The following is a 20,472-nucleotide window of genomic DNA, read 5'->3' on the forward strand; positions in this document are numbered from 1 at the left end:
GGGGTTGGATGTCGGTCTCGGACCTCGACGGAGAGGCCGGGGACCGGAGGCCACCATGCACTACCAGGCGCTTCTGTCCGACGGGCTCGCCCCGCGCGTCGCCGTCCTCGCCACCGAGGTCGAGCGGAAGCTGCCGGAACTCGTCGAGAGCACGGTCCGGCAGATCCGCGCCGAAATGCCGGTCTACGCCGATGCCCGGTTCGTCACGCACGCCGAGCTGCGGAACTCGGTGCGCGCCAACCTCGAGCACGTGATGCGCACGCTGCGCGGCTCGGACGTGCCCGACCTGTCCCAGGCCCGCGCGACCGGCCGGGCCCGCGCCCTGCAGGGCGCGCCGCTGCCGGAACTGCTGCGCGCCTACCGGATCGGGCTCACCGAGGTCTGGCACCGGTTCGTCGAGCTGACCGCCGGTGCGCAGGACCTCGCCGGCCTGGTCGCGGCGACCACGGCGATCTGGGCGCTGATCGACGACCTGGCCGAAGCCCTCACCACGGCCTACCGCGACACGACGGCGGAGGTCATGGTGGCGCACCAGAACCGGCGTTCGGCGCTGGTGGAGGCCCTGTTCGCGGGCGGCGCGGCGACCGAGGGGACGCTCTGGGACATCGCCCGCGTGCTCGACCTGTCCCTGGACGGCACGTTCGTCGTCGTCGCGGCGGAGACCCCGCGGCTGGGCCACGAACCGCTCCCGCAGATCGAGGCCCGGTTGCGCGCGGCCCAGCACGCCTCGGCGTGGCGGCTCACCCCGGACCTGCAGGTGGGGGTGGTGTCCCTGCGCGACCCCGCCGCGGCTTCGGCGATCGTGGCGCTGGTCCGCGAGCACCCGGTGGGCCGCGTCGGGATGAGCCCGGTGTTCACCGGCCTCGGCAACACGGCCCGCGCGCTGCACCTGGCGCGGGTGGCGCTGTCGAGCATGACGCCGGGGACGCCGGGGCTGGTCCAGTTCACCGAATCCCCGCTGGCCGGCCTGGTGGCGAGTGCCCCGGAGGCCTCGGTGCAGCTGGCCCACCACGTCCTCCAGCCGGTCCTCGACCTGCCGGGTGACGACCGCAACGTGCTCCTGTTGACGCTGCGCGCCTGGTTCGACTGCCAGGGGTCGACGAAGCTGACGTCGGAGCGGATGTTCTGCCACCCCAACACGATCCGCCACCGCCTGAAGAGGATCACCGAAGAGCTGGGGAGGTCGCTGACGAACCCGGCGGACATCGCCGAGCTGGGCGCGGCGCTGCGGGCGTTGAACCTCTTCCCGGACGCGACCCACCTGCCGGCCCCGCGTTAGCGCACCCCGGGCCCGTACCGCCGGGCCATCCCGGTGAGCCACTCGCGGCCGACCGGGTTCGCCGTGTGGACGCGCACCTCCGCCGGCCAGCGGTCGTGCTCGCACAGCCAGAGGACGACCGGGCGGGTCGTGTCGTCGCCGCCGAGGTCGTGGTCCAGCGAGATGGCGGCGAACTCGCCCGCCGCGAGCAGCGCGATCGCCTCCGTGCTCGACTTCGCCCAGGTCCAGCCGTCCGGGGCCGGGCGCAGGTCGTCCACCCAGAGTCGCTCGGTCACCTCGTCAACCTAACGGCCGTGGCCGGGTGACCGGCGTCACGCGCGCACTTTGTCACGGGTGGCGGGCCTCCGGTGTCTCGTGGTCGATCGGATGCCTTCAGCAGAACGGAAAACGCCATGAGCAAGGTCTGGTTCGTCACGGGGTCGTCCCGCGGTTTGGGCCGCCGGTTCGTCGAAGCCGCCCTCGGCCGCGGCGACCGGGTGGCCGCCACGGCACGGTCCACCGAAAGCTTCGGCGAGCTCGTCGCCACCTACGGCGACGCGGTCCTGCCGCTGGCGATGGACGTCACCGACAAGGCCGCCGTCTTCGAGACCGTGAAGCGCGCAGCCGAGCACTTCGGGCGGCTGGACGTCGTCGTGAACAACGCCGGCTACGCGCAGATCGGCGCCATCGAAGAGCTGACCGAGCAGGAGCTGCGCGCGCAGCTGGAGACCAACGTCTTCGGCCCGCTGTGGGTCATCCAGGCCGCCCTGCCGGTGCTGCGCGAACAGGGAGCCGGCCACTTCATCCAGCTGTCGTCGGCGGCAGGGCTGATCGCGATGCCGCTCGGCGGGGCGTACCAGGCGTCCCGGTGGGCGATCGAAGCGCTGAACGAAACCCTGGCCCGGGAGGTCGCCGACTTCGGCGTCAAGGTGACGATCATCGAGCCGGGCGGCTACGCCACCCGCGACGGCAAGAACCCGGACCCCCTCGCCAACGGCCACGTCGCCGTGACCAGCCCGGTCTACGACGGACTCCGCAGCCGGCTCGCCGAGGTGGCGGGCAAGCAGCCGGCGGGCGACCCGGCGGCGGCGGCCCAGGCCCTGCTCAAGATCGTCGACACGCCCAACCCGCCCCTGCGAGTGCTGTTCGGCCAGGGCTTCCACCCGATGATCCGCCAGGCGTACGCGGACCGGCTCGCGACCTGGGACGAATGGCAGCACCTGTCGGCGGAGGCCCAGGGCGCTCCCGCCGGAATTGTCGGTGGTCCCCGGTAGAGTGGAAACCGGGGGGCGCCCCCGCGGGCCGGCCGTCGGAGGAAGCTCGCCAGGCCCGGTCGGCGAGCGGTTCACGCCGCCAGCAGCTCGCGGGTGCGGGCCTGCTCCTCCGCCGAGCCGATCGGGATCACCAGCAGCTCCGTCGCGCCGGCGTCCTCGAGGGATTTCACCTGGCGCCGCACGGTTTCCTCGTCGCCGATGAGCACGCTGTCCGACACCCGCTCGTGGCCCTCGCGGTCGAGGATCGCCCGGTACGCCGGGATGTTCGCCGCCCCGCCGTACGTCTGTTCCACCCACGCCCGGCGTTCGTCCACTTCGGACGTCACGCAGACCAGCTGGCCGGAGACCACGCGGGACGCTCCGCCCAGCGCCGGGACCACGAACTCGCCGATCGCCCGCGGGCCCGCCCAGGTCGTGATCACGCCGTCGGCGAGCTCGCCCGCCAGCCGCGTCGACTGCGGGCTCACCGAGCCGATCAGCACCGCCGGCCGCTCCGCGCCGGGGGCGTTCACTGCGCCCGACGCCGTCAGCGATTCGCCGTGGACGTCCGCCTTTTCCCCGCGCAGCAACGGGTGCAACGCCTGGAGGTACTCGCGCAGGTGCCGGATCGGGCGGTCGTAGGAATACCCGAACTCGCCTTCGACGATGAACCGGTGGCTCAGCCCGAGGCCGAGGTGGACGGGCACCCCGGCCGCCGCCTGGACCGTCAGTGCCTGCGCGGCCATGGTGAGCGGGTGCCGCGAGTACGTCGGCACGACGCAGGTCCCCAAGGCGAGCCCGGGGGCTGCCGCGGCGAGCGCCGGCAGCGCCGTGAGCGCGTCCCACCCGCCGCGCTGCGCCACCCAGAGCGTCCTGTAGCCGAGCTTCGCCGCTTCGCGGGCTTGAGCCGTCATGGCGTCGAAGCCGACACCGAGCTCGTCGATCAGGATTCCGGTGCGCACGGGTCCTCCCAGGTGGTCAGTAGGCGCGTTCGAGCTGTTTGCGGTCGAGCGCGACGGCTTCGGTGAACAGCGTCAGTGCCCGCGGCGCCACCTCGCGCAGTTGCCTCGTCGACACGGCGAGCGGCTCGAAGGCGTGCGCGACGGTGTCGGCGATCAGCGCCGGCTCGGGTGGCGGGGAGGCGCCGAGGAACCCGTTCAGCACGGCCTGGAAAGCGACGACGAGCTCGCGCACCGGCCGGTCCGTGCGGAGCAGGTCGTTGGCGGCCAGCAGGTCCAGGTACTCGACGAAGGCTTCCGCGTGCCGCGGGTCGAGTTTTCCGTGCAGCTTGGGCAGCAGCTTGCCGAGCGTCTCGGCGTCGTCGGCGTACCCGGCCCGCAGCAGCGGGCGCTTCAGCACGTTGGCGTACTGGATCTCGGTCAGCCGCGAAAGCCGCACGCTGAGCGGGTCGGCCGCGATCGTCGCCACGAGCTCTTCGAGCACCCCGACCGACTCGCGGAGCAGGACCGCCAGGAACAGCTCTTCACGGTTCTTCCAGTGCAGGTAGACGGTGCCCTTGCCGACGTCCGCCCGCTCGGCGACGTCCTCGATGGTCGTGCGCCGGTAGCCGACCCGCAGGAGCAGGTCGGCGGCGGCGTCGAGGATGCGCCCGGCCCGTTCGGCTCGGTCTTCGGCAGGAGGCACGCCGAAATCATATGACCAAATTTCTCATTTGGTCAAACGTCGAGCGAGCACGACCCGGGTTCGAGGCCGTGCTCGCGTCGCGCCGGGTCAGGAGTCGGACGAACGCTTCCAGAGGTTGATGTCCGCGTCCGTCGCGTGGCCGTCGATCTCCGTCAGCTCCTCGGACGAGAACTCGAGATTGCCGAGCGCGCCGACGTTGTCCTCGAGCTGCTTCACGCTGCTCGCGCCGATCAGCACCGACGTCACCCGGCTGTCGCGCAACGCCCAGGCCAGCGCGAGCTGCGCCAGCGACTGCCCGCGGCGGCCGGCGATGTCGTTCAGCGCGCGGACCCGGCCGAGCCGGTTCTCGTCGAGGGTGTCCGGGTCCAGCGACTTGCCCTGCGCCGCGCGCGAATCCTCCGGGACGCCCTTCAGGTACCGGTCGGTCAGCAGGCCCTGCGCCAGCGGGGAGAACGCGATGCATCCGGCGCCCGCTTCTTCGAGGGTGTCGAGGAGCCCGTCCGCTTCGATCCAGCGGTTGAGCATCGAATACGACGGCTGGTGGATCAGCAGCGGCGTGCCGAGCTCGCGCAGCAGCCGCGCGGCCTCGGCCGTCCGCTCCGAGCTGTAGGACGAGATCCCGACATACAGCGCTTTCCCGGCGCGGACGGCCGCGTCGAGCGCTCCCACCGTCTCCTCCAGGGGCGTCTCGGGGTCGAACCGGTGCGAGTAGAAGATGTCGACGTAGTCCAGGCCCATCCGGCCCAGCGACTGGTCCAGGGAGGACAGCAGGTACTTGCGGGAGCCCCACTCGCCGTACGGGCCGGGCCACATGTCGTAGCCCGCCTTCGTGGAGATCACCAGCTCGTCGCGGTACGGCCGGAAGTCGGTGGCCAGCAGCCGCCCGAAGTTCTCCTCCGCCGAGCCGTACGGCGGGCCGTAGTTGTTGGCCAGGTCGAAGTGGGTGATGCCCAGGTCGAACGCGCGGCGGGTGATCGCGCGCTGGGTCTCCAGGGGTTTGTCGTGGCCGAAGTTGTGCCACAGCCCGAGGGAGATCGCGGGCAGCTTGAGCCCGGAGCGCCCGCAGCGCCGGTAGGGGATCGAGTCGTAGCGGCCGGAAGCGGCGAGGTAGGTCACGCGGCCGATGCTAGCCCGCTCTTCGGGTACGCTCCTGGTGAGCGACCGCTTAGGAGGCACGTGGTGGGCACCGGATTCTTCACCTCCGTCGACGACGTGTCGGCCAAGCTGGCCGAAGCCGGCTACCTGGCCTCGACGGCGGTGGCAACCACGGTGTTCCTCGCCGACCGGCTCGGCAAGCCGCTGCTGGTCGAGGGCCCGGCCGGGGTCGGCAAGACCGAGCTCGCCAAGGCCGTCGCCCAGGTCAGCGGCTCGCGGCTGGTACGCCTGCAGTGCTACGAGGGCATCGACGAGGCCCGCGCGCTGTACGAGTGGAACCACGCGAAGCAGCTGCTGCGGATCACCGCCGGCCGCGACGAGACGTGGGAGCAGGCCCGCACCGACATCTTCGGCGAGGAGTTCCTGCTGCGCCGCCCGCTGCTCACCGCGATCTCCTCGGACGAGCCGACCGTGCTGCTGATCGACGAGACCGACAAGGCCGACATGGAGGTCGAGGGCCTCCTGCTCGAGGTGCTCGGCGACTTCCAGGTCACCGTGCCCGAGCTCGGCACGATCACCGCCACGCGCGCGCCGTTCGCCGTGCTGACGTCCAACGCCACCCGCGAGCTGTCCGAGGCGCTGCGCCGCCGGTGCCTGTTCCTGCACATCGACTTCCCCGAAGAGGACCTCGAGCGCGACATCGTCCGGCTCAAGGTCCCCGGGATCGACGCCGCTCTCGCCGATTCCGTCGTCCGGGTGATCGCCGCGCTGCGCGCGATGGACCTGCGCAAGCTGCCGTCGGTCGCGGAGACCATCGACTGGGCGCGCACCCTGCTCGCGCTCGGGGCGTCGACGCTGGACGAGCGGGTCGTGCGCGAGAGCCTCGGCGTCGTGCTCAAGCACCAGGACGACATCGCCAAGGCGGGCGCCGGCCTGCGGCTCGAACAGGTCCTGGACGCGTCGTGACCGGCGGCGTGCCGGAGCGGCTCGCGGCGTTCGTCAAGGCACTGCGCGCCCAGGGCATCCCGGCCGGGCCCGCCGAGACCGTCGACGCCGCCGCCGCGCTGGAGGTCCTCGGGATGGACGACCGTGCGCTCGTCCGTGAGGGCCTAGCCGCGGCCCTGGTCCGCCGCGGCGGGCAGCGGGCGGTCTTCGACGCCGCGTTCGACCTCTACTTCCCGGCGGGCATCGGCGCGCCCGAGCGGGCCCGCGAAGACCAGCCGACGACGCTGGAGGAGCTGCGCGAAGAGCTGGCCGCCGCGCTCGCCGACGGTGACCAGCAGGCGCTGGCGCAGCTCGCCGGGCTCGCCGTCGACATGCTGGGCCAGTACGGCTCGGCGTCCGGGCCGGGCGGCGGCTTCTCCGCCCACCAGACCCTGGAACGGCTGCAGCCGCAGACGCTGATCGCGCGGGTGCTGGCCGCGGTCCGCGGCGGCGGCGCCCGCGGCGAGTTTCCCGACCGGCTCGACCGCGACGAGATCCGCCGCCGCGTCGAGGGCTTCCGCGGGCAGGTCCGCACCGAGGCGCGCCGCCGGGCGGCCGAAGTCCGCGGCCGCGAGCGCGTCGCCAAGCACGCGATCGCCCCGTCGCCCGATCGGGTCGACTTCCTCATCGCGAGCCGCAACCAGCTCGCCGAGCTCCGGCGGACGATCCAGCCGCTGTCCCGCAAGCTGGCGACGCGCCTGGCCGCGCGCCGCCGCCGGCGGACGCGGGGCCAGATCGACCTGCGCCGCACGCTGCGCCGGTCCCTTTCGACCGGCGGGGTGCCGCTGCGCCCGGCGTACCGCCACCGGCGGCCCGGGCGGCCGGAAATCGTGCTGCTGTGCGACCTTTCCGGGTCGGTGGCCGGGTTCGCGAACTTCACCATGCTGCTGGTGCAGGCGCTGCGCGACCAGTTCAGCAAGATCCGCGTGTTCGCGTTCGTCGACAGCGCCGACGAGGTCACCCACCTGGTCACCACGGGCGCGGCCGACCCCGAGCACCTGGGCGCGCGCATGCTGTCCGAAGCGGCGCTGGTGCGCTGGGACGGCCACAGCGACTACGGCGGCTCGCTGCGCCAGTTCACCGAGAACTGGCTGGACGCGGTCGGCCCCCGGACGTCGGTGCTGATCCTCGGCGACGCCCGCACCAACGGCGGCGACCCGAACCTCGACGCGGTCCGCGAGATCAAGGCCCGCGCCCGGCACGTCTACTGGCTCAACCCGGAACGGCGGTCGCTGTGGTCCACGGGGGACTCGGCGGCGCTGGAGTACGCCGAGGTCGTGGAGATGCACGAGTGCCGCACGGTGCACCAGCTCGGCACGCTGGTCACCCGCCTGCTGCCGGTGTGAGCCAGGCGTCGATGTCACGCAGCATGGCCTTCTTGGTCGCTTCGGGCGCGAAGGACGCCCTGACGCTCGCGCGGGCGAACTCCGCCATCGTCGTGTCGTCGTAGCCGAAAGCCCGCTGCACCCGGGCGTACTCCCCGGCCAGCGCGGCGCCGGTGACCGATGGGACGTCGGTGTTGAGCGTGACCGTCAGGCCCGCCTCGAGCAGGCGGGGGAGCGGGTGCTCGGGCAGCGACGGGACCAGGCCCAGCGTCACGTTCGACGACGGGCACACCTCCAAGGCGAGCCCCCGGTCGCGCACCTCGGCGACCAGCGACGGGTCGTCGAGGACGCGGATGCCGTGGCCGAGCCGTTCCGTGCGGCCGACGTCGAGGGCTTCGCGGATGCTGTCGGGCCCGGCGTCTTCGCCGGTGTGGTGGAGCAGGTGGATCCCGGCCGCGCGGGCCTTCTCGAAGAGCGTGGCGAACGGCTGCAGTGAGTGGTTTTCCTCGCCCGCCATGCCGATCGCGAAGACTTCGTCGTACTTCAGCGCCAGTTCGAGGGTGCGTTCGGCCCGCTCGACCGACCGGCGCCGGGAGTGGTCGAGCAGCAGCCGCCACTCCAGATCATCGCTCTGCGACAGTCCTTTGAGGACGGATTGCAGCGGCATTTCGAGGTCGCCCAGGCGTTCCCCGTGTGAGGCCGCGGTGAAGGTGACTTCGGCGTAGCGCGTGCCTTGGGCGGCTTCGTCCTCGCAGTACTCGCGCGCGATGCGTTCGAAGTCTTCGGGACGCCGCAGGCACGACCGGATGAGCGCGTTGTAGTCGGCGAAGGCGCGGAAGCCGTCGAACACCGGAGGTTCGCCCGGGACGTCGACGCCGTTCGCCTCGCCGAGCTCACGCAGCGTGGCCGGGCGGATCGTGCTCTCCAGGTGGACGTGCAGGTGGGCCTTCGGCAGGGCGGCCAGGTCGCGCATGATCGCGAGCCTAGGCCCGGCCGGCGGCCTTCCGCGCGGCATTTTCCGGGGCCGGGCGCGGCGGGCTCAGGTTTTGGGCCTCGTCACACGGGGAACCTCCGGGTGGTTCGTCCGCGTTGTCAGGATGACCGCAACCGACGAGGGAGGGCCACCGTGCCTCTGATGAAGAAGCTGACCATGCTGGCCGGCGCCGCCGGTGCGGCCCGTGCGTACGCCAAGAAGAACCCCGAAAAGGTGAACCAGGCCGTCGGGAAGGCCGCGAAGTTCGTCGACGACAAGACCAAGGGCAAGTACCACCAGCAGATCGCCGGCGCGGTCCGCAAGGTCAACTCGGTGACCGGCCAGCCGGGCCACCCGGGCCAGGCCACCGGCCGGTAGGTCACGCTCCGGTCAGGACCTCCAGGAGCCCCGCGCCGTACTTGGCGAGCTTGTTCTCGCCGACGCCGCTCACCGTGCCCAGATCCGCCAGCGACGCCGGCCGTTGCGTGGCGATCTGGCGCAGGGTCGCGTCGTGGAAGACGACGTAGGCGGGCACGCCCTGTTCCTTCGCGACACCGGCGCGCCAGGCCCGCAGGCGTTCGAACAGCGGGGCCGCCTCCGCGGGCATCTCGACCGCGGCGGCGGCCTTCCGCGTGTTGCGCACCTTCGCGGCGGCGACGCGCTCGGGTTCGCGGCGCAGCAGCACCTGGCGATCGCCGCCGAGCACCTCCGCGCTCGTTTCGGTGAGCACGAGCGAGCCGTAGTCGCCTTCGACGGCGAGCAGGCCCTGCGCGAGCAGCTGCCGCACCACCGCACGCCACTCCGGCTCGCGCAGCTCGGTGCCGATGCCGAACGTCTTCAGCGTGTCGTGCTGGAACTGCGTGACCTTCGGCGTGGACTTGCCGAGCAGGATGTCGATGATCTGGCCGGCGCCGAACTTCTGGCGCCGCTCGTTGCGCAACCGCACGACCGTCGACAGCAGCTTCTGCGCCGGGATCGTGCCGTCCCACTTCTCCGGCGGGTTCAGGCACGTGTCGCAGTTGCCGCACGGCCCGGCCGCCTGCCCGAAGTAGTTCAGGATCTGCACGCGGCGGCACTCGACCGTTTCGCACAGCGCGAGCATCGCGTTCAGGTGCGCGGCCAGCCGCCGCCGGTGCGCTTCGTCGCCTTCGGACGTGTCGATCATCTTGCGCTGCTGGACGACGTCCTGCAGCCCGTACGCGAGCCAGGCCGTCGACGGCAGGCCGTCGCGGCCCGCGCGGCCGGTTTCCTGGTAATAGCCCTCCACCGACTTCGGCAGGTCGAGGTGCGCGACGAACCGGACGTCCGGTTTGTCGATGCCCATCCCGAACGCGATCGTCGCGACCACGATCAGCCCGTCCTCGCGCAGGAACCGGGACTGGTGCTTCGCGCGGGTGCGCGCGTCGAGCCCCGCGTGGTAGGGCACCGCCGGAATCCCGTTCTGCACCAGGAACTCCGCGGTCTTCTCGACGGAGTTGCGGGACAGGCAGTAGACGATCCCCGCGTCACCCTGGTGCTCGGTCCGCAGCAGTTCGAGCAGCTGCCGCTGCGGCGAGTTCTTGCCGACGATCCGGTACTGGATGTTCGGCCGGTCGAAGCTCGCGACGAAGTGCCGGGCCTCGTCGAGGTTCAGCCGGGCCGCGATCTCCTTGTGCGTGGCCTCGGTCGCGGTCGCCGTCAGCGCGATCCGCGGCACGTCCGGCCACCGCTCGTGCAGCGCGGAGAGCTGGAGGTAGTCGGGCCGGAAGTCGTGGCCCCACTGGGCGACGCAGTGCGCTTCGTCGATCGCGAACAGCGAGATCTTGCCGCGGTCGAGCAGCCGCACGGTGGATTCCACCGAAAGCCGTTCCGGCGCCAGGTAGAGGAGGTCGAGCTCGCCGTTGAGGAACGCCGACTCCACCTCCTGCCGCGCCAGGTAGTCCTGGGTGGAGTTGAGGAAACCGGCGCGGACGCCGGCGTTCCGCAGCGCGTCCACCTGGTCCTGCATCAGCGCGATCAGCGGCGAGACGACCACGCCCACGCCGGGCCGCACGAGCGCGGGAATCTGGTAGCACAACGACTTCCCGCCGCCGGTGGGCATCAGCACGAGCGCGTCGCCGCCGGCGATCACGTGCTCGACGATCGCCGCCTGGTCGCCGCGGAAGCTGTCGTAGCCGAACACGCGCCGGAGGGTCTCCAGCGCGTCGGACGCGGGTGCGAGGTCGGTCTCTGCCACCCGCCCGACTATAGAGCGGGGGTCCGACAGTTCCGGCCCGGCCCGCCGCGGGGTGCCAGAATGGGCGGGTGCAGCACTGGCCCGTTCCCGACCTCACCGCGTATTTCACCGGCGTCTGGCGCCTGGAGCGGGAAATCCGCACCGCGGACGGCGACCCGGCGGGCGAGGTGACCGGGACGGCCACCTTCAGCGAAACCGAAGGCGTCCTCGTCTACCACGAGGAGGGCGAGCTGCGGCTCGGCGGCCACGTCGGGCCGGTCACCCGGACCCTGCACTACCGCCTAGGGAAACCCGGCCGGGCGGCGGTCCACTTCGACCACGGGGGCTTCTTCCACGACCTCGACCTGCGCGAAGGCCACTGGACGGCCGACCACCCCTGCCGCGCCGACCTGTACCGCGGCGAGTACCGGGTGACCGGCGCCGCGCGGTGGCGGCAGGAGTGGGCGGTGCGCGGGCCGGCGAAGGACCACGTGATCGTCAGCCGGTTCACCCGCTAGACGATGCCGCCGTTGGCGCGCAGCACCTGGCCGTTCACCCAGCGCGCCGGGCCGGCGAGGAACGCGACGACCTCGGCGATGTCCTCCGGCTGCCCGAGCCGCTCCAGCGGCGGCTGCTGGGCCATCCGGGCGATGGTCTCCTCGTCCTTGCCGTCGAGGAACAGCGCGGTCGCGGTCGGGCCGGGCGCGACGGTGTTCACGGTGATGTCGCGGCCGCGCAGCTCGCGCGCCAGGATCATGGTGATCGCCTCGACCGCGCCCTTCGTGGCGTTGTAGACGCCGTAGCCGGGCAGGTTCAGGCCCAGCACCGACGTCGAGGTGGTGATCACCGCGCCGCCGTCGCGGACCCGCCGCGCGGCCTGCTGGGCCACCGCGAACGTGCCGCGGATGTTGGTGCGGTGCACCCGGTCCAGGACGTCGAAATCGGTGTCGGCGATCGGAGTCGGCGGGTTCATCACGCCGGCCAGGTGCGCGACGACGTCCACGCCGCCGTAGGTGCGTTCCGCGGTGTCGAACAGTTCCGCGACCGCGGCCGGGTCGGCCACGTCGGCGCGGACGGCGATCGCCCGGCCACCGGCCGTCGTGATGGCGTCGACCGCGGCCTGCGCCTCCTTCTCGTTGCCGGCGTAGTTGACGACGACCGCCATGCCGTCGGCGGCCAGGCGCTCGGCGACCTGGCGGCCGATGCCGCGGGAGCCGCCGGTGACGATCGCGACGCGGGAGTCAGCAGGGGTGCTCATTGATTCCTTCTTCCGGTTCGTTCCACTCGGTCTGTTATCGATGATACTACTCCGTCGGTAACGCTGCTAGCCACGCGGTGTCACCGCCGTCACCTCCCCGCGGCGGGGCGGGGGCATCCGGCCGTATCGACAGGGCCGGACGGCCGAATCCCGAGGTCAGGCGGCCCCTGCCCGTTTTCGGCCGCGCTAATCAGGGAACACCGCTCGCATCGGGGGCTTGACATCCTTGAAGGAGTTTGAGCGATGCCCACATGGCTGATCGTCTTGATCGTCGTCGTGGCCGTCGCGGTGCTCGGCGCCGTGATCTGGCTGGTGACGCAGGAAATGCAACGAAAACGGCTGCAGCAGCGGTTCGGTCCCGAGTACGACCGCACGGTCGCGGAGAAGGACAGCCCCCGTGCCGCGCAGCGCGAACTCGCCGAGCGGGAACGCCGGCACAAGGAGCTCGACATCCGGCCGCTTTCGGCGTCGGCGCGCGAGCGCTACGCCCGGGAATGGGCGCAGGTGCAGGAAAAGTTCGTCGACCAGCCGTCCGCCGCGGTCGCCGAGGCCGAGCAGCTGCTGAACGCGCTGATGGCCGAACGCGGGTACCCGACCGAGGGCTACGAGCAGCAGGTGGCCGACCTTTCCGTGCGGCACGCCAAGACCCTCGAGCACTACCGCGCCGCGCACACCACGCAGCAGAAGCGCGACGGAGCGTCCACTGAGGACCTGCGCGACGCGATGGTGCGCTACCGCACCGTGTTCGAGGACCTGCTCACCGACGGCGCCGACGACGAGCAGCACCACGACCGCCACGAGCACGACGAGCGCCGCAACGGACACGACCACAGCGGTCGCGAACACGGTGACCATGACCGCGACACCGAGCGACGGGACACCGACCGTCACGAGACCGAGCGCCAGGCGTCCGCGACCCCGCGGACCGAGTCGAATGGAGGACGCTGACCATGACCGATCACCTGACGCGGCACGACGCCGAGGACGACCGCGACCTGGCCGGCCGCGAGGACGACCGCGAGGCCTACACCGGTGACCGCACCACCGGCGTCCCCGGCCAGGACCGGGCCGACTTCCGCGAGCCGGGCGACGACCAGAACCTGAGCACCGCCGACCTGGCCTCGGCCGGCCACCACGACGCCACCACCGCCGAGGAATCGGGCGGGGACGTGGAAGCGCCCGCCGAATCCGGCGGCGACGTCGAGACGCCCGCTGCCTCGGGCGGTGACGTCGAAACCCCGGCCGCTTCGGGCGGCGACGTCGAGACGCCGGCGCTGATCGACGAGGAGAAGGTCACCGGCTTCCGCGACCGCTGGCAGAACGTCCAGACCGGCTTCGTCGACGACCCGAAGCAGGCCGTCCAGCAGGCCGACGAGCTCGTCGCCGCCGTGATCAGCGCGCTGGCCACCACGTTCGCCGAGCACAAGAGCGAGCTGGAAGCCCAGTGGCAGCAGGGTGAACCGGCCACCGAGGAGCTGCGGATCGCGCTGCGCCGCTACCGCTCGTTCTTCGACCAGCTGCTGCCGCGGTAGCGGACGCCGTTTGCCGGCGGGCATGATCGGGTAGGTCTGCGCAGGGAAGAAGTCGGCAAACGGGAGGCAGCCGGATGAACGTGGCCGATCTGCTCGTCGAAGGGTTCAGCCGGGTCCAGGGCACGGTGCGCTCCGCGGTGGACGGACTCACCGCGGAGCAGCTCGGGACCCGGCCGGACGGCGAGGGTAACTCGATCGCCTGGCTGGTGTGGCACCTGACCCGGGTCCAGGACGACCACGTCGCCGACGTGGCCGGCACCGAGCAGGTCTGGACCGGCCAGGACTGGCTGTCGCGGTTCGGCCTCCCGTTCCCGGCCGGGGACACCGGGTACGGCCACCGCCCGGCCGACGTCGAAGCGGTCCGCGTCGACGACCCGGGCCTGCTCACCGGCTACTACGACGCCGTGCACGAGCAGACCGTCCGGTACCTGGAAGGGCTCGGCGAGCCGGACCTCGACCGGATCGTCGACGAGGCCTGGGACCCGCCGGTGACCCTGGGCGTGCGCCTGATCAGCGTCCTCGACGACGACATCCAGCACGCCGGGCAGGCGATGTATGTGCGCGGCCTGCTGAAGCGCGGCTAGCTCAACAAGCTTCGTAACCGTCCTCGCGGTGATCGGCGAGGCGCTGCGGCCCCGGGCCGTCGGCGCCGAGCCGGTCGCCGGGGTTGGCGAGCCGGCACTTGGCCAGGGACATGCAGCCGCAGCCGATGCAGTCGTCGAGCTGGTCGCGCAGCTGTTCCAGCTGCCGGATCCGCGCGTTCAGGTCGTCCTGCCAGCAGCGCGAGATCCGGGCCCAGTCGGCGCGGGTGGGCGTGCGGTCGTCGGAGAGCAGGCCGAGCACTTCCCGGATCTTCGACAGCGGCATCCCGACCCGCTGGGACATCCGGATGAACGTCACCCGCCGCAGCGTGTCCCGGCGGTAGCGCCGCTGGTTGCCCGCGGTGCGGCGGCTGTGGATGAGGCCTTCGTCCTCGTAGAAGCGCAGGGCCGACGCGGGTACTCCGCTGCGCCGGGAGAGTTCGCCGACCGTCAGGTCCGGCAGCGACGGGGCCGGGGCGTCCACCATGGCGCACAGCCAACCACAGCGGCACGCTTGACTTCAAGCCAACTTGAAGTTCCATCCTCGTGCGGAAGGCAACAACGCCTGCGTGTCGAGGAGGAAGTGTGTCGGAAGCGCCGATCCGGGTCGCGGTGATCGTGGGAAGTGTCCGGGAAGGACGGTTCGGGCCGGTGGTGGCGAACTGGCTCGCGGGTGTCGCGGACGCGCACGGCGGCTTCGAAGCCGACGTCGTCGACCTCGCCGAGCCCGACCTCCCGCTCGTGATGCCGGCCTTCGGGGCCACGCCGTCCGCGGAGGTCGTCGCCGAGGTCGCGAAGGTGGCTCCGCGGCTCGAAGCCGCCGACGCCTTCGTCGTCGTCACCCCGGAGTACAACCACAGCTACCCGGCTTCGCTCAAGAACGCCATCGACTGGCACCGGCCCGAATGGCGGGCCAAGCCGGTCGCTTTCGTGTCCTACGGCGGGATTTCCGGTGGGTTGCGCGCGGTCGAGCACCTGCGGGCGGTCTTCGCGGAGCTGCACGCGGTGACCATCCGCGAGACCGTCAGCTTCCACGGCGCCCAGACGCGGTTCGGCGACGACGGCCTGCCGAACGACGACGCGGCGGGCGTCGCGGCGAAGGCGATGCTCGACCAGCTGGGCTGGTGGGCGCGATCGCTGGCCGAGGCCCGGGCGGCGCGGCCGTACCCCGGCTGAGGCGCCAAGACGTCATGTCGACATCGGCTGTCACGCCTGGCAGGTCTGGTACGGCAGCCGGATGTCGGGGCCGGACAGGCCGATGGTGACGTACCCGCCTTGGGTGGCCAGCGCCGCGAAGGCGGTGCAGACCAGCTGGTTGATCCCGGCGGCGGAGATCGGCTGCAGCGGGAACGGGACGGTGATCGTCGGCGGCGAGCCGGGGGTGAAGGTGATCGCGCCGGACCGGCGGGGCAGCTCGGTCGTGTACCCGCCGGCCAGCTCGTCGGCCGACGGCCCGTCCAGCAGCATCGTCAGGGTGGCCTCGACGCCGACGGGCCCGCTGCCCGGCCGGGATATCGGCGACAGCCGGTCGTCGAGGACGAAGTAGAGGATCACGTCGGTGCCGCGGCCGTCGTCCGCCGGGCTCCGCAGGGTCGGCGCCGGCCCCGCCCCGAGCACCGGCGTCGGCTTGATCCCGCACGCGCTCACCAGCAGCAGCACCGCGAAGACGGCGAGTTTCTTCACCACGCCTCCCGGGGCACGCGAAGCTCGAACCGGGCGCCGGTGCCGGTGTTGGCGGCGACGATGTCCCCGCCGTGCAGCCGCGCGTTCTCCCGCGCGATCGACAGCCCGAGGCCGCTGCCCTCGGACCGGGCACGGGCGGTGTCGGCCTTGGTGAAGCGGTCGAAGACCCGCGGGAGGACGTCGGCCGGGATCCCGGGCCCGTGGTCGGTGACGGTGAGCACGACGTCGCCGCCTTCCTGCCGCAGCACCACTTCGACCGGCGGGGCGCCGTGCCGCAGCGCGTTGCCGGCCAGGTTCGCCACGACGATGTCGAGCCGCCGCCGGTCGAGCCGCGCGGTGATCCCGGACGGCAGGTCGGCGGTCAGCTCGGCGCCGGGCTCCCAGCCGCGCGCGGCGAGGGTGTCGCCGATCGCCGCGGCGACGTCCAGCTCCTCCCGGCGCAGTTCGGCCCGGCCGGCGTCGAAGCGGGAGATCTCGATCAGGTCCTGCACCAGCCGGGTCAGCCGCCGCGTTTCGGCCGACACCAGCCGCGCCGCGACCGCGGTGTCGGGCGGCAGCTGCTCGGCGTCCTCGTCGAGGACGTCGGTGACCGCGTTCATCGCCGCCAGCGGCGTGCGCAGTTCGTGGGAGACGTCGGCGACGAACCGCCGCGCGTCGGCCTCCATCGCGCGCAGGGTGCCGACCGTGCGCTCCAGCTCCGCGGCGGTGTGGTTGAACGTCGTGACCAGCTGGGCGAGCTCGTCGGACCCCTTCGCGCGCAGCCGCACGTCGAGCCGTCCGCGGCCGAGCTGGCTGGCCGCGGTGTTCAGCGCGCGGACCGGCCGCAGCACCTGCCGCGCGGCGAGCAGCGCGACCCCGACCGCGACCGGCAGGGCGAGTGCGGAGAACAGGAAGGCGTAGCGGGCCAGCGCGTCGATCGCCTCCTGCTGGTCGGTCAGCCGCGTCATCGCGTAAACCTCGAGGCCGCTCGGCTTGCCGGTGCCGGTCTGCACCGGGACGCCGACGAAGAACAGCGGGAAGCCCTGGACGTCGACGCGCTGGAACTGGATGTTGGTGGTGGTGGCCACGGCGCGGCGCAGGTCGGCCGGCACGTCGTCGATCGACAGGCCCGAGGTCGCGTGCAGGTCCCGGTAGACGATCAGCGCGTTGCTGGACTTGAGCGCCGTCGCGAAGGCGTCGAGCGTGGCCTGCGACGGCGGCAGCGACACGGTCGGCAGGTACGCGGCGATCTGGTCGCGCAGCTTCAGCATGGTCTGGTCCTGGACGCCTTCCAGGATGGCCCGGCGCGCGAAGACGTAGCTCGCGCCGGCCGCGGTGGTGGCGCCGAGGATCATGATGACGGCGAAGGCGGCGACCAGCCGGGGCCGCAGCCCGGCGAGCCACGACCGGATCCGCGGTGCGGTCACGACCGGCCGAACCGGTAACCGAAGCCCCGGACCGTCTGCACGTACTCCGGTTTCGCCGGCACGTCCTCGATCTTCGCGCGCAGCCGCTGCACGCAGGCGTCGACGAGCCGGGAGTCCCCGAGGTAGTCGTGGTCCCACACGGCGGAGAGGATCTGCTGGCGGCTGTACACCTGCCCGGGCGTGCGCGAGAGCTCGAGCAGCAGCTTGAGCTCGGTCGGGGTCAGCGACACCGGCGCGCCGCGCTTGGTCACCTCGAGCCCGGACCGGTCGATGACGAGGTCGCCGTGCCGCTCCTCGGCCGCCGCCGGCCCGCCCGGCCGTTCGGCGGCCGAGCGGCGCAGGACGGCCCGGATCCGCGCGTCCAGCACCCGCGGCTCGACCGGCTTGGCGACATAGTCGTCCGCGCCCGCTTCGAGCCCGGCCACGACGTCGAAGTCGTCGCTGCGCGCGGTGAGCATGATGATCGGGACCGGGCCGGACGCCCGCATCCGGCGGCAGGTCTCGAAGCCGTCCATGCCGGGCAGCATCAGGTCGAGCACGACGATGTCGGGCCGGTGGTGCACGAGCACCTCGATGCCGAGCTCGCCGGATTCCGCGGTGCGCACCACGTGTCCCTGCCGGCGCAGGGCCAGCTGCAGGCCCTCCCGCACCGCCGCGTCGTCCTCTACCACCAGTACCTCGGCCACGGCGCCATTATTCGGAAAAGCGCACGTCATGGCGACCCGGGCGGATCTTGTAGCAAAACCATGACATCGCGCTGACGGGATCCCGAAGACCGCGTTCCAGACTCGGGGACATGGCAGTGATCCTCACCGACGCACCTTCCGCGACCCGCCCGGCCGGCCCCGCCTCCGTGACCCGGGCCGCGTCCCGCACGGCCGTCCTCCTCGCGGGCGCGGCCGGGTTCGCCCTCGCGTTCGTCGCGGCCTACCTGCTCTTCGTCCGCACGGAGGCCGGCCGCGGCGTCGAGAACGGCGTCGTCCGCAGCGCCCAGTCCGCGGGGACCACAGTGGACTGGGCGGACCCGCTGCGGCAGACCGACCTGGTGGTGGTGCTCGGCGGGGTGGCGGTGCTGATCGTGGCGATCGCCGTGGTCCGGCGGCGGCTGGCCCTCGGGGTGATGGCGCTGGTGCTGCTGGCCGCGCCCCTGGTGGTGGCGCAACTGCTCAAGCTGTACGTCCTGGAGCGCCCGAGCACCGGCGACCGCTTCGGCGTGGCGAGCCACAACAGCTTCCCGAGCGGGCACGTCAGCGCGGCGATGGCCGTGCTCGTGGCGCTCGCGATCGTCCTGCCCCGCCGGTTCCGGTTGACGGCCCTGGTGACGGGCAGCGCCGGCGTCGCCTGGGTCTCGGCGGCGGCGGTGGCACTGGGCTGGCACCGGTTGAGCGACACCGTCGGCGGCTGCTTGCTGGTCGCGGCGGTCACCTGCGCCGGGGCGGCGGTGGTGTCCGCCCGCCGCCCCGACGGTGACCGCGTGCCGCTGATCCCGGTGCTGACGGGTTTCCTGGCCCCGTCGGCGCTGGTGCTGGCGGGGTACGCGGTGCTTTCGACGGCGACCTCGGGAGCGGCCCAGTTCGTGGCGGCGCTGGTGCTGGCGGCGCTGGCGTCGATGGCGGTGGTGCTGCTGCTGACGGGACCGTTGCGCCGGGTGGCGTTCGACCCGGCCGAGACCCGCGTCCGCCGGCTCCGGCGGTACTGACTCCGGCTACCGCTTGCCGAGCTGGGCGAACGAGAGGTTGCTCGGCGGCCGGGCCGCCAGGACAGCCACGACCGCGACACCGGCGCAAAAGATCGAGACCGAGCACCCCCGGCCGTTCGGTTCACCGGGCCAGTTTCCCGGGATTGGCCCGCGACAGCAGGACGGCACCGCGCCTAGCGTCGCTGGGATGGACCCGAGGCTCGCCGATGACCTGCACTCCCTGCCCGATCTCCTCGACACCGCAAGCAAACTCGCGGCCGAGGCGCTCGCCGGGCTGGACCACCGGGCGGCCGCCGTCCCGCCCGTGGCCGCCGTCCCGGCGCCCCTGCCGCTCGACGGCGCCGGCGCACGCGGGGCCCTGGACGAGTTCACCCGACGCTGGGAGCCCGGCTTCGCCGCGAGCGCGGGTCCCCGGTACCTCGGTTTCGTGACCGGCGGCGCGACCCCCGCCGCGCTCGCCGGGGACTGGCTGACCGCCGCCTACGACCAGAATCCCGCCAGCGGCATGGATTCCTCGGCGCAGGACCTCGAGCGCGAGACCGTCGGCTGGCTGGCCGAGCTGTTCGGACTGGGCCCGGAGTTCTCCGGCGCGTTCGTCACCGGCGCCACGATGTCCACGGTCACCGGCCTGGCCATCGCCCGCGAATGGCTCGGCGAACGGGCCGGCGTGACCGTCTCCGACGCAGGCGCCGCCGCGCTCGGTCCCGTCACCGTGCTGTCCGGTTCGCCGCATTCGAGCGTGCTGAAGGCGTTGTCGTTCCTCGGGATGGGCCGGTCCGCGCTGCGGAGGGTGCCGGTGCTCCCGGGCCGTGAAGCCGTCGACGTCGCGAAACTCGCCGAAGCGCTCGAGACGCTCGACGGGCCCGCCGTCGTCGTCGCGAACGCCGGGACGGTCAACACCGTCGACTTCGACGACCTGCGGGCGATCGCCGACCTCAAGCGGCGGTACGACTTCTGGCTGCACGTCGACGCCGCGTTCGGCGGGTTCGCCGCGCTGGCCCCGGAACACGCGGCCCTCACCGCGGGCCTCGACCAGGCCGACTCGGTGGTCGTCGACCTGCACAAGTGGCTCAACGTGCCCTACGACTCGGCCGTCCAGTTCACCCGCCGCCGCGACCTGCAGCTGCGCGTGTTCAGCAACAACGCGGCCTACCTCGGCGAAATCGGGGAGACGCCGGACTTCCTGCACCTCACGCCGGAGAACTCGAGGCGGCTGCGCGCGCTCCCGGCCTGGTTCTCGCTCGTGGCGTACGGCCGCGCCGGGCACCGCGAGATCGTCGAGCGCTGCGTCGCGCTGGCCCGGGACCTGGGCGTGCGGATCGACGGCTCACCGCACTGGCGGTTGCTGGCGCCGGTGCGGCTCAACGTCGTCTGCTTCACCCCGGCCGGAGACGTCCCGCAGGACCGGATCGACGCGCTCGTGCAGGCCATCGCCGAGGACGGGACCACCTTCCTGACGCCGACGGTGTACGACGGCCGCCCGGCGTTGCGTGCCGCCTTCAGCAACTGGCGGACGACCGAGGCCGACGTCGAGCGGGTCTTCGCGGTGCTGGAACGCCTGGTCACGTCTTCGTGAGGGCTTGTTCC

23 protein-coding genes are annotated in these 20,472 nt (G+C 72.4%); 12 read left to right on the top strand and 11 right to left on the bottom strand.

What is annotated here, in order from left to right; translation table 11 throughout:
- Window positions 1–55 precede the first annotated feature (55 nt).
- Entirely contained in the window at window positions 56–1,279 is a 1,224-nt protein-coding gene (locus ACWDN5_RS19390; protein ID WP_449677275.1) for a PucR family transcriptional regulator, read from the top strand.
- Here ACWDN5_RS19390 and ACWDN5_RS19395 read toward each other — a convergent pair.
- On the bottom strand, window positions 1,276–1,554 hold the full coding sequence (locus ACWDN5_RS19395) for a cyclic-phosphate processing receiver domain-containing protein (protein ID WP_449677276.1): 279 nt from the start codon (window positions 1,552–1,554) through the stop codon (window positions 1,276–1,278). The genes ACWDN5_RS19390 and ACWDN5_RS19395 overlap by 4 nt on opposite strands.
- Window positions 1,555–1,671: 117 nt before the next feature.
- Here ACWDN5_RS19395 and ACWDN5_RS19400 point away from each other — a divergent pair, with 117 nt between their 5' ends.
- Entirely contained in the window at window positions 1,672–2,532 is an 861-nt protein-coding gene (locus tag ACWDN5_RS19400) for an SDR family NAD(P)-dependent oxidoreductase (RefSeq protein WP_449677277.1), read from the top strand.
- A gap of 71 nt (window positions 2,533–2,603) precedes the next feature.
- Here the strand turns inward: ACWDN5_RS19400 and ACWDN5_RS19405 are convergent, their stop codons facing one another.
- From ACWDN5_RS19405 to mgrA, 3 genes are all read right to left on the bottom strand, one after another.
- Complete coding sequence (locus ACWDN5_RS19405) at window positions 2,604–3,473, bottom strand: TIGR03564 family F420-dependent LLM class oxidoreductase (protein ID WP_449677278.1); 870 nt, start codon at window positions 3,471–3,473, stop codon at window positions 2,604–2,606.
- A gap of 16 nt (window positions 3,474–3,489) precedes the next feature.
- On the bottom strand, window positions 3,490–4,155 hold the full coding sequence (locus ACWDN5_RS19410) for a TetR/AcrR family transcriptional regulator (RefSeq protein ID WP_449677280.1): 666 nt from the start codon (window positions 4,153–4,155) through the stop codon (window positions 3,490–3,492).
- Between the two features lie 87 nt (window positions 4,156–4,242).
- Window positions 4,243–5,271, bottom strand: a complete 1,029-nt coding sequence (gene mgrA / locus ACWDN5_RS19415) for an L-glyceraldehyde 3-phosphate reductase (protein WP_310977374.1) — start codon at window positions 5,269–5,271, stop codon at window positions 4,243–4,245.
- Between the two features lie 63 nt (window positions 5,272–5,334).
- On the opposite strand from mgrA, the gene ACWDN5_RS19420 reads away from it, so the two are divergent.
- Both ACWDN5_RS19420 and ACWDN5_RS19425 read left to right on the top strand, forming a co-directional pair.
- Window positions 5,335–6,216 (top strand): AAA family ATPase, encoded by an 882-nt coding sequence (locus ACWDN5_RS19420; RefSeq protein ID WP_310977373.1) that lies wholly within the window; start codon window positions 5,335–5,337, stop codon window positions 6,214–6,216.
- Window positions 6,213–7,580 (top strand): vWA domain-containing protein, encoded by a 1,368-nt coding sequence (locus ACWDN5_RS19425; protein ID WP_449677281.1) that lies wholly within the window; start codon window positions 6,213–6,215, stop codon window positions 7,578–7,580. The genes ACWDN5_RS19420 and ACWDN5_RS19425 overlap by 4 nt, the downstream gene beginning before the upstream one ends.
- Here the strand turns inward: ACWDN5_RS19425 and add are convergent.
- Window positions 7,558–8,532: an adenosine deaminase gene (gene add / locus ACWDN5_RS19430; RefSeq protein ID WP_449677282.1), complete on the bottom strand. Its 975-nt coding sequence runs from the start codon at window positions 8,530–8,532 to the stop codon at window positions 7,558–7,560. The two genes, ACWDN5_RS19425 and add, sit on opposite strands and share 23 nt — an antisense overlap.
- Window positions 8,533–8,694: 162 nt before the next feature.
- Here add and ACWDN5_RS19435 point away from each other — a divergent pair, with 162 nt between their 5' ends.
- Window positions 8,695–8,910, top strand: a complete 216-nt coding sequence (locus tag ACWDN5_RS19435) for an antitoxin (protein ID WP_449677283.1) — start codon at window positions 8,695–8,697, stop codon at window positions 8,908–8,910.
- Window position 8,911: 1 nt separating this feature from the next.
- On the opposite strand, the gene recQ is transcribed toward ACWDN5_RS19435, so the two are convergent.
- Window positions 8,912–10,747, bottom strand: a complete 1,836-nt coding sequence (gene recQ / locus ACWDN5_RS19440) for a DNA helicase RecQ (protein ID WP_449677284.1) — start codon at window positions 10,745–10,747, stop codon at window positions 8,912–8,914.
- A gap of 68 nt (window positions 10,748–10,815) precedes the next feature.
- Here recQ and ACWDN5_RS19445 point away from each other — a divergent pair, with 68 nt between their 5' ends.
- Window positions 10,816–11,244: a DUF6314 family protein gene (locus ACWDN5_RS19445; protein WP_449677285.1), complete on the top strand. Its 429-nt coding sequence runs from the start codon at window positions 10,816–10,818 to the stop codon at window positions 11,242–11,244.
- On the opposite strand, the gene ACWDN5_RS19450 is transcribed toward ACWDN5_RS19445, so the two are convergent.
- A complete protein-coding gene (locus ACWDN5_RS19450; protein ID WP_310977366.1) occupies window positions 11,241–11,984 on the bottom strand; it encodes an SDR family oxidoreductase in 744 nt (247 codons plus the stop codon). The two genes, ACWDN5_RS19445 and ACWDN5_RS19450, sit on opposite strands and share 4 nt — an antisense overlap.
- A 243-nt stretch (window positions 11,985–12,227) precedes the next feature.
- Here ACWDN5_RS19450 and ACWDN5_RS19455 point away from each other — a divergent pair, with 243 nt between their 5' ends.
- From ACWDN5_RS19455 to ACWDN5_RS19465, 3 genes are all read left to right on the top strand, one after another.
- The gene (locus ACWDN5_RS19455; RefSeq protein ID WP_449677286.1) at window positions 12,228–12,932 is read left to right on the top strand and encodes a hypothetical protein; all 705 of its coding nucleotides are present in this window, start codon (window positions 12,228–12,230) and stop codon (window positions 12,930–12,932) included.
- 2 nt (window positions 12,933–12,934) lie between these two features.
- Window positions 12,935–13,516, top strand: a complete 582-nt coding sequence (locus tag ACWDN5_RS19460; RefSeq protein ID WP_449677287.1) for a hypothetical protein — start codon at window positions 12,935–12,937, stop codon at window positions 13,514–13,516.
- A gap of 74 nt (window positions 13,517–13,590) precedes the next feature.
- Window positions 13,591–14,100 carry a mycothiol transferase gene (locus tag ACWDN5_RS19465; RefSeq protein WP_449677288.1) on the top strand — a complete coding sequence of 170 codons (510 nt, stop codon included), beginning with the start codon at window positions 13,591–13,593 and terminating at the stop codon, window positions 14,098–14,100.
- Window position 14,101: 1 nt separating this feature from the next.
- Here ACWDN5_RS19465 and soxR read toward each other — a convergent pair whose 3' ends face one another.
- Window positions 14,102–14,584, bottom strand: a complete 483-nt coding sequence (soxR, locus tag ACWDN5_RS19470; RefSeq protein ID WP_310977362.1) for a redox-sensitive transcriptional activator SoxR — start codon at window positions 14,582–14,584, stop codon at window positions 14,102–14,104.
- A gap of 98 nt (window positions 14,585–14,682) precedes the next feature.
- Here soxR and ACWDN5_RS19475 point away from each other — a divergent pair, with 98 nt between their 5' ends.
- Window positions 14,683–15,273: an NADPH-dependent FMN reductase gene (locus ACWDN5_RS19475; protein WP_310977361.1), complete on the top strand. Its 591-nt coding sequence runs from the start codon at window positions 14,683–14,685 to the stop codon at window positions 15,271–15,273.
- 30 nt (window positions 15,274–15,303) lie between these two features.
- Here ACWDN5_RS19475 and ACWDN5_RS19480 read toward each other — a convergent pair whose 3' ends face one another.
- The 3 genes from ACWDN5_RS19480 to ACWDN5_RS19490 are packed head-to-tail and all read right to left on the bottom strand — an operon-like array spanning window position 15,304 to window position 17,872.
- On the bottom strand, window positions 15,304–15,780 hold the full coding sequence (locus ACWDN5_RS19480; RefSeq protein ID WP_310977360.1) for a hypothetical protein: 477 nt from the start codon (window positions 15,778–15,780) through the stop codon (window positions 15,304–15,306).
- Window positions 15,777–17,186, bottom strand: coding sequence for an ATP-binding protein (locus ACWDN5_RS19485; protein WP_449677289.1), 1,410 nt, complete (start codon window positions 17,184–17,186; stop codon window positions 15,777–15,779). Before ACWDN5_RS19485 ends, ACWDN5_RS19480 begins: the two co-directional genes overlap by 4 nt.
- Window positions 17,183–17,872 carry a response regulator transcription factor gene (locus ACWDN5_RS19490; protein WP_310977358.1) on the bottom strand — a complete coding sequence of 230 codons (690 nt, stop codon included), beginning with the start codon at window positions 17,870–17,872 and terminating at the stop codon, window positions 17,183–17,185. The genes ACWDN5_RS19485 and ACWDN5_RS19490 overlap by 4 nt, the downstream gene beginning before the upstream one ends.
- A gap of 116 nt (window positions 17,873–17,988) precedes the next feature.
- Between ACWDN5_RS19490 and ACWDN5_RS19495 the strand changes: the two genes are divergently transcribed.
- Window positions 17,989–18,885, top strand: coding sequence for a phosphatase PAP2 family protein (locus ACWDN5_RS19495; protein ID WP_449677308.1), 897 nt, complete (start codon window positions 17,989–17,991; stop codon window positions 18,883–18,885).
- Between the two features lie 187 nt (window positions 18,886–19,072).
- Window positions 19,073–20,461: a pyridoxal phosphate-dependent decarboxylase family protein gene (locus ACWDN5_RS19500; protein ID WP_449677290.1), complete on the top strand. Its 1,389-nt coding sequence runs from the start codon at window positions 19,073–19,075 to the stop codon at window positions 20,459–20,461.
- Window positions 20,462–20,472: the final 11 nt, after the last annotated feature.

Source organism: Amycolatopsis sp. NPDC003731, from assembly GCF_053586895.1.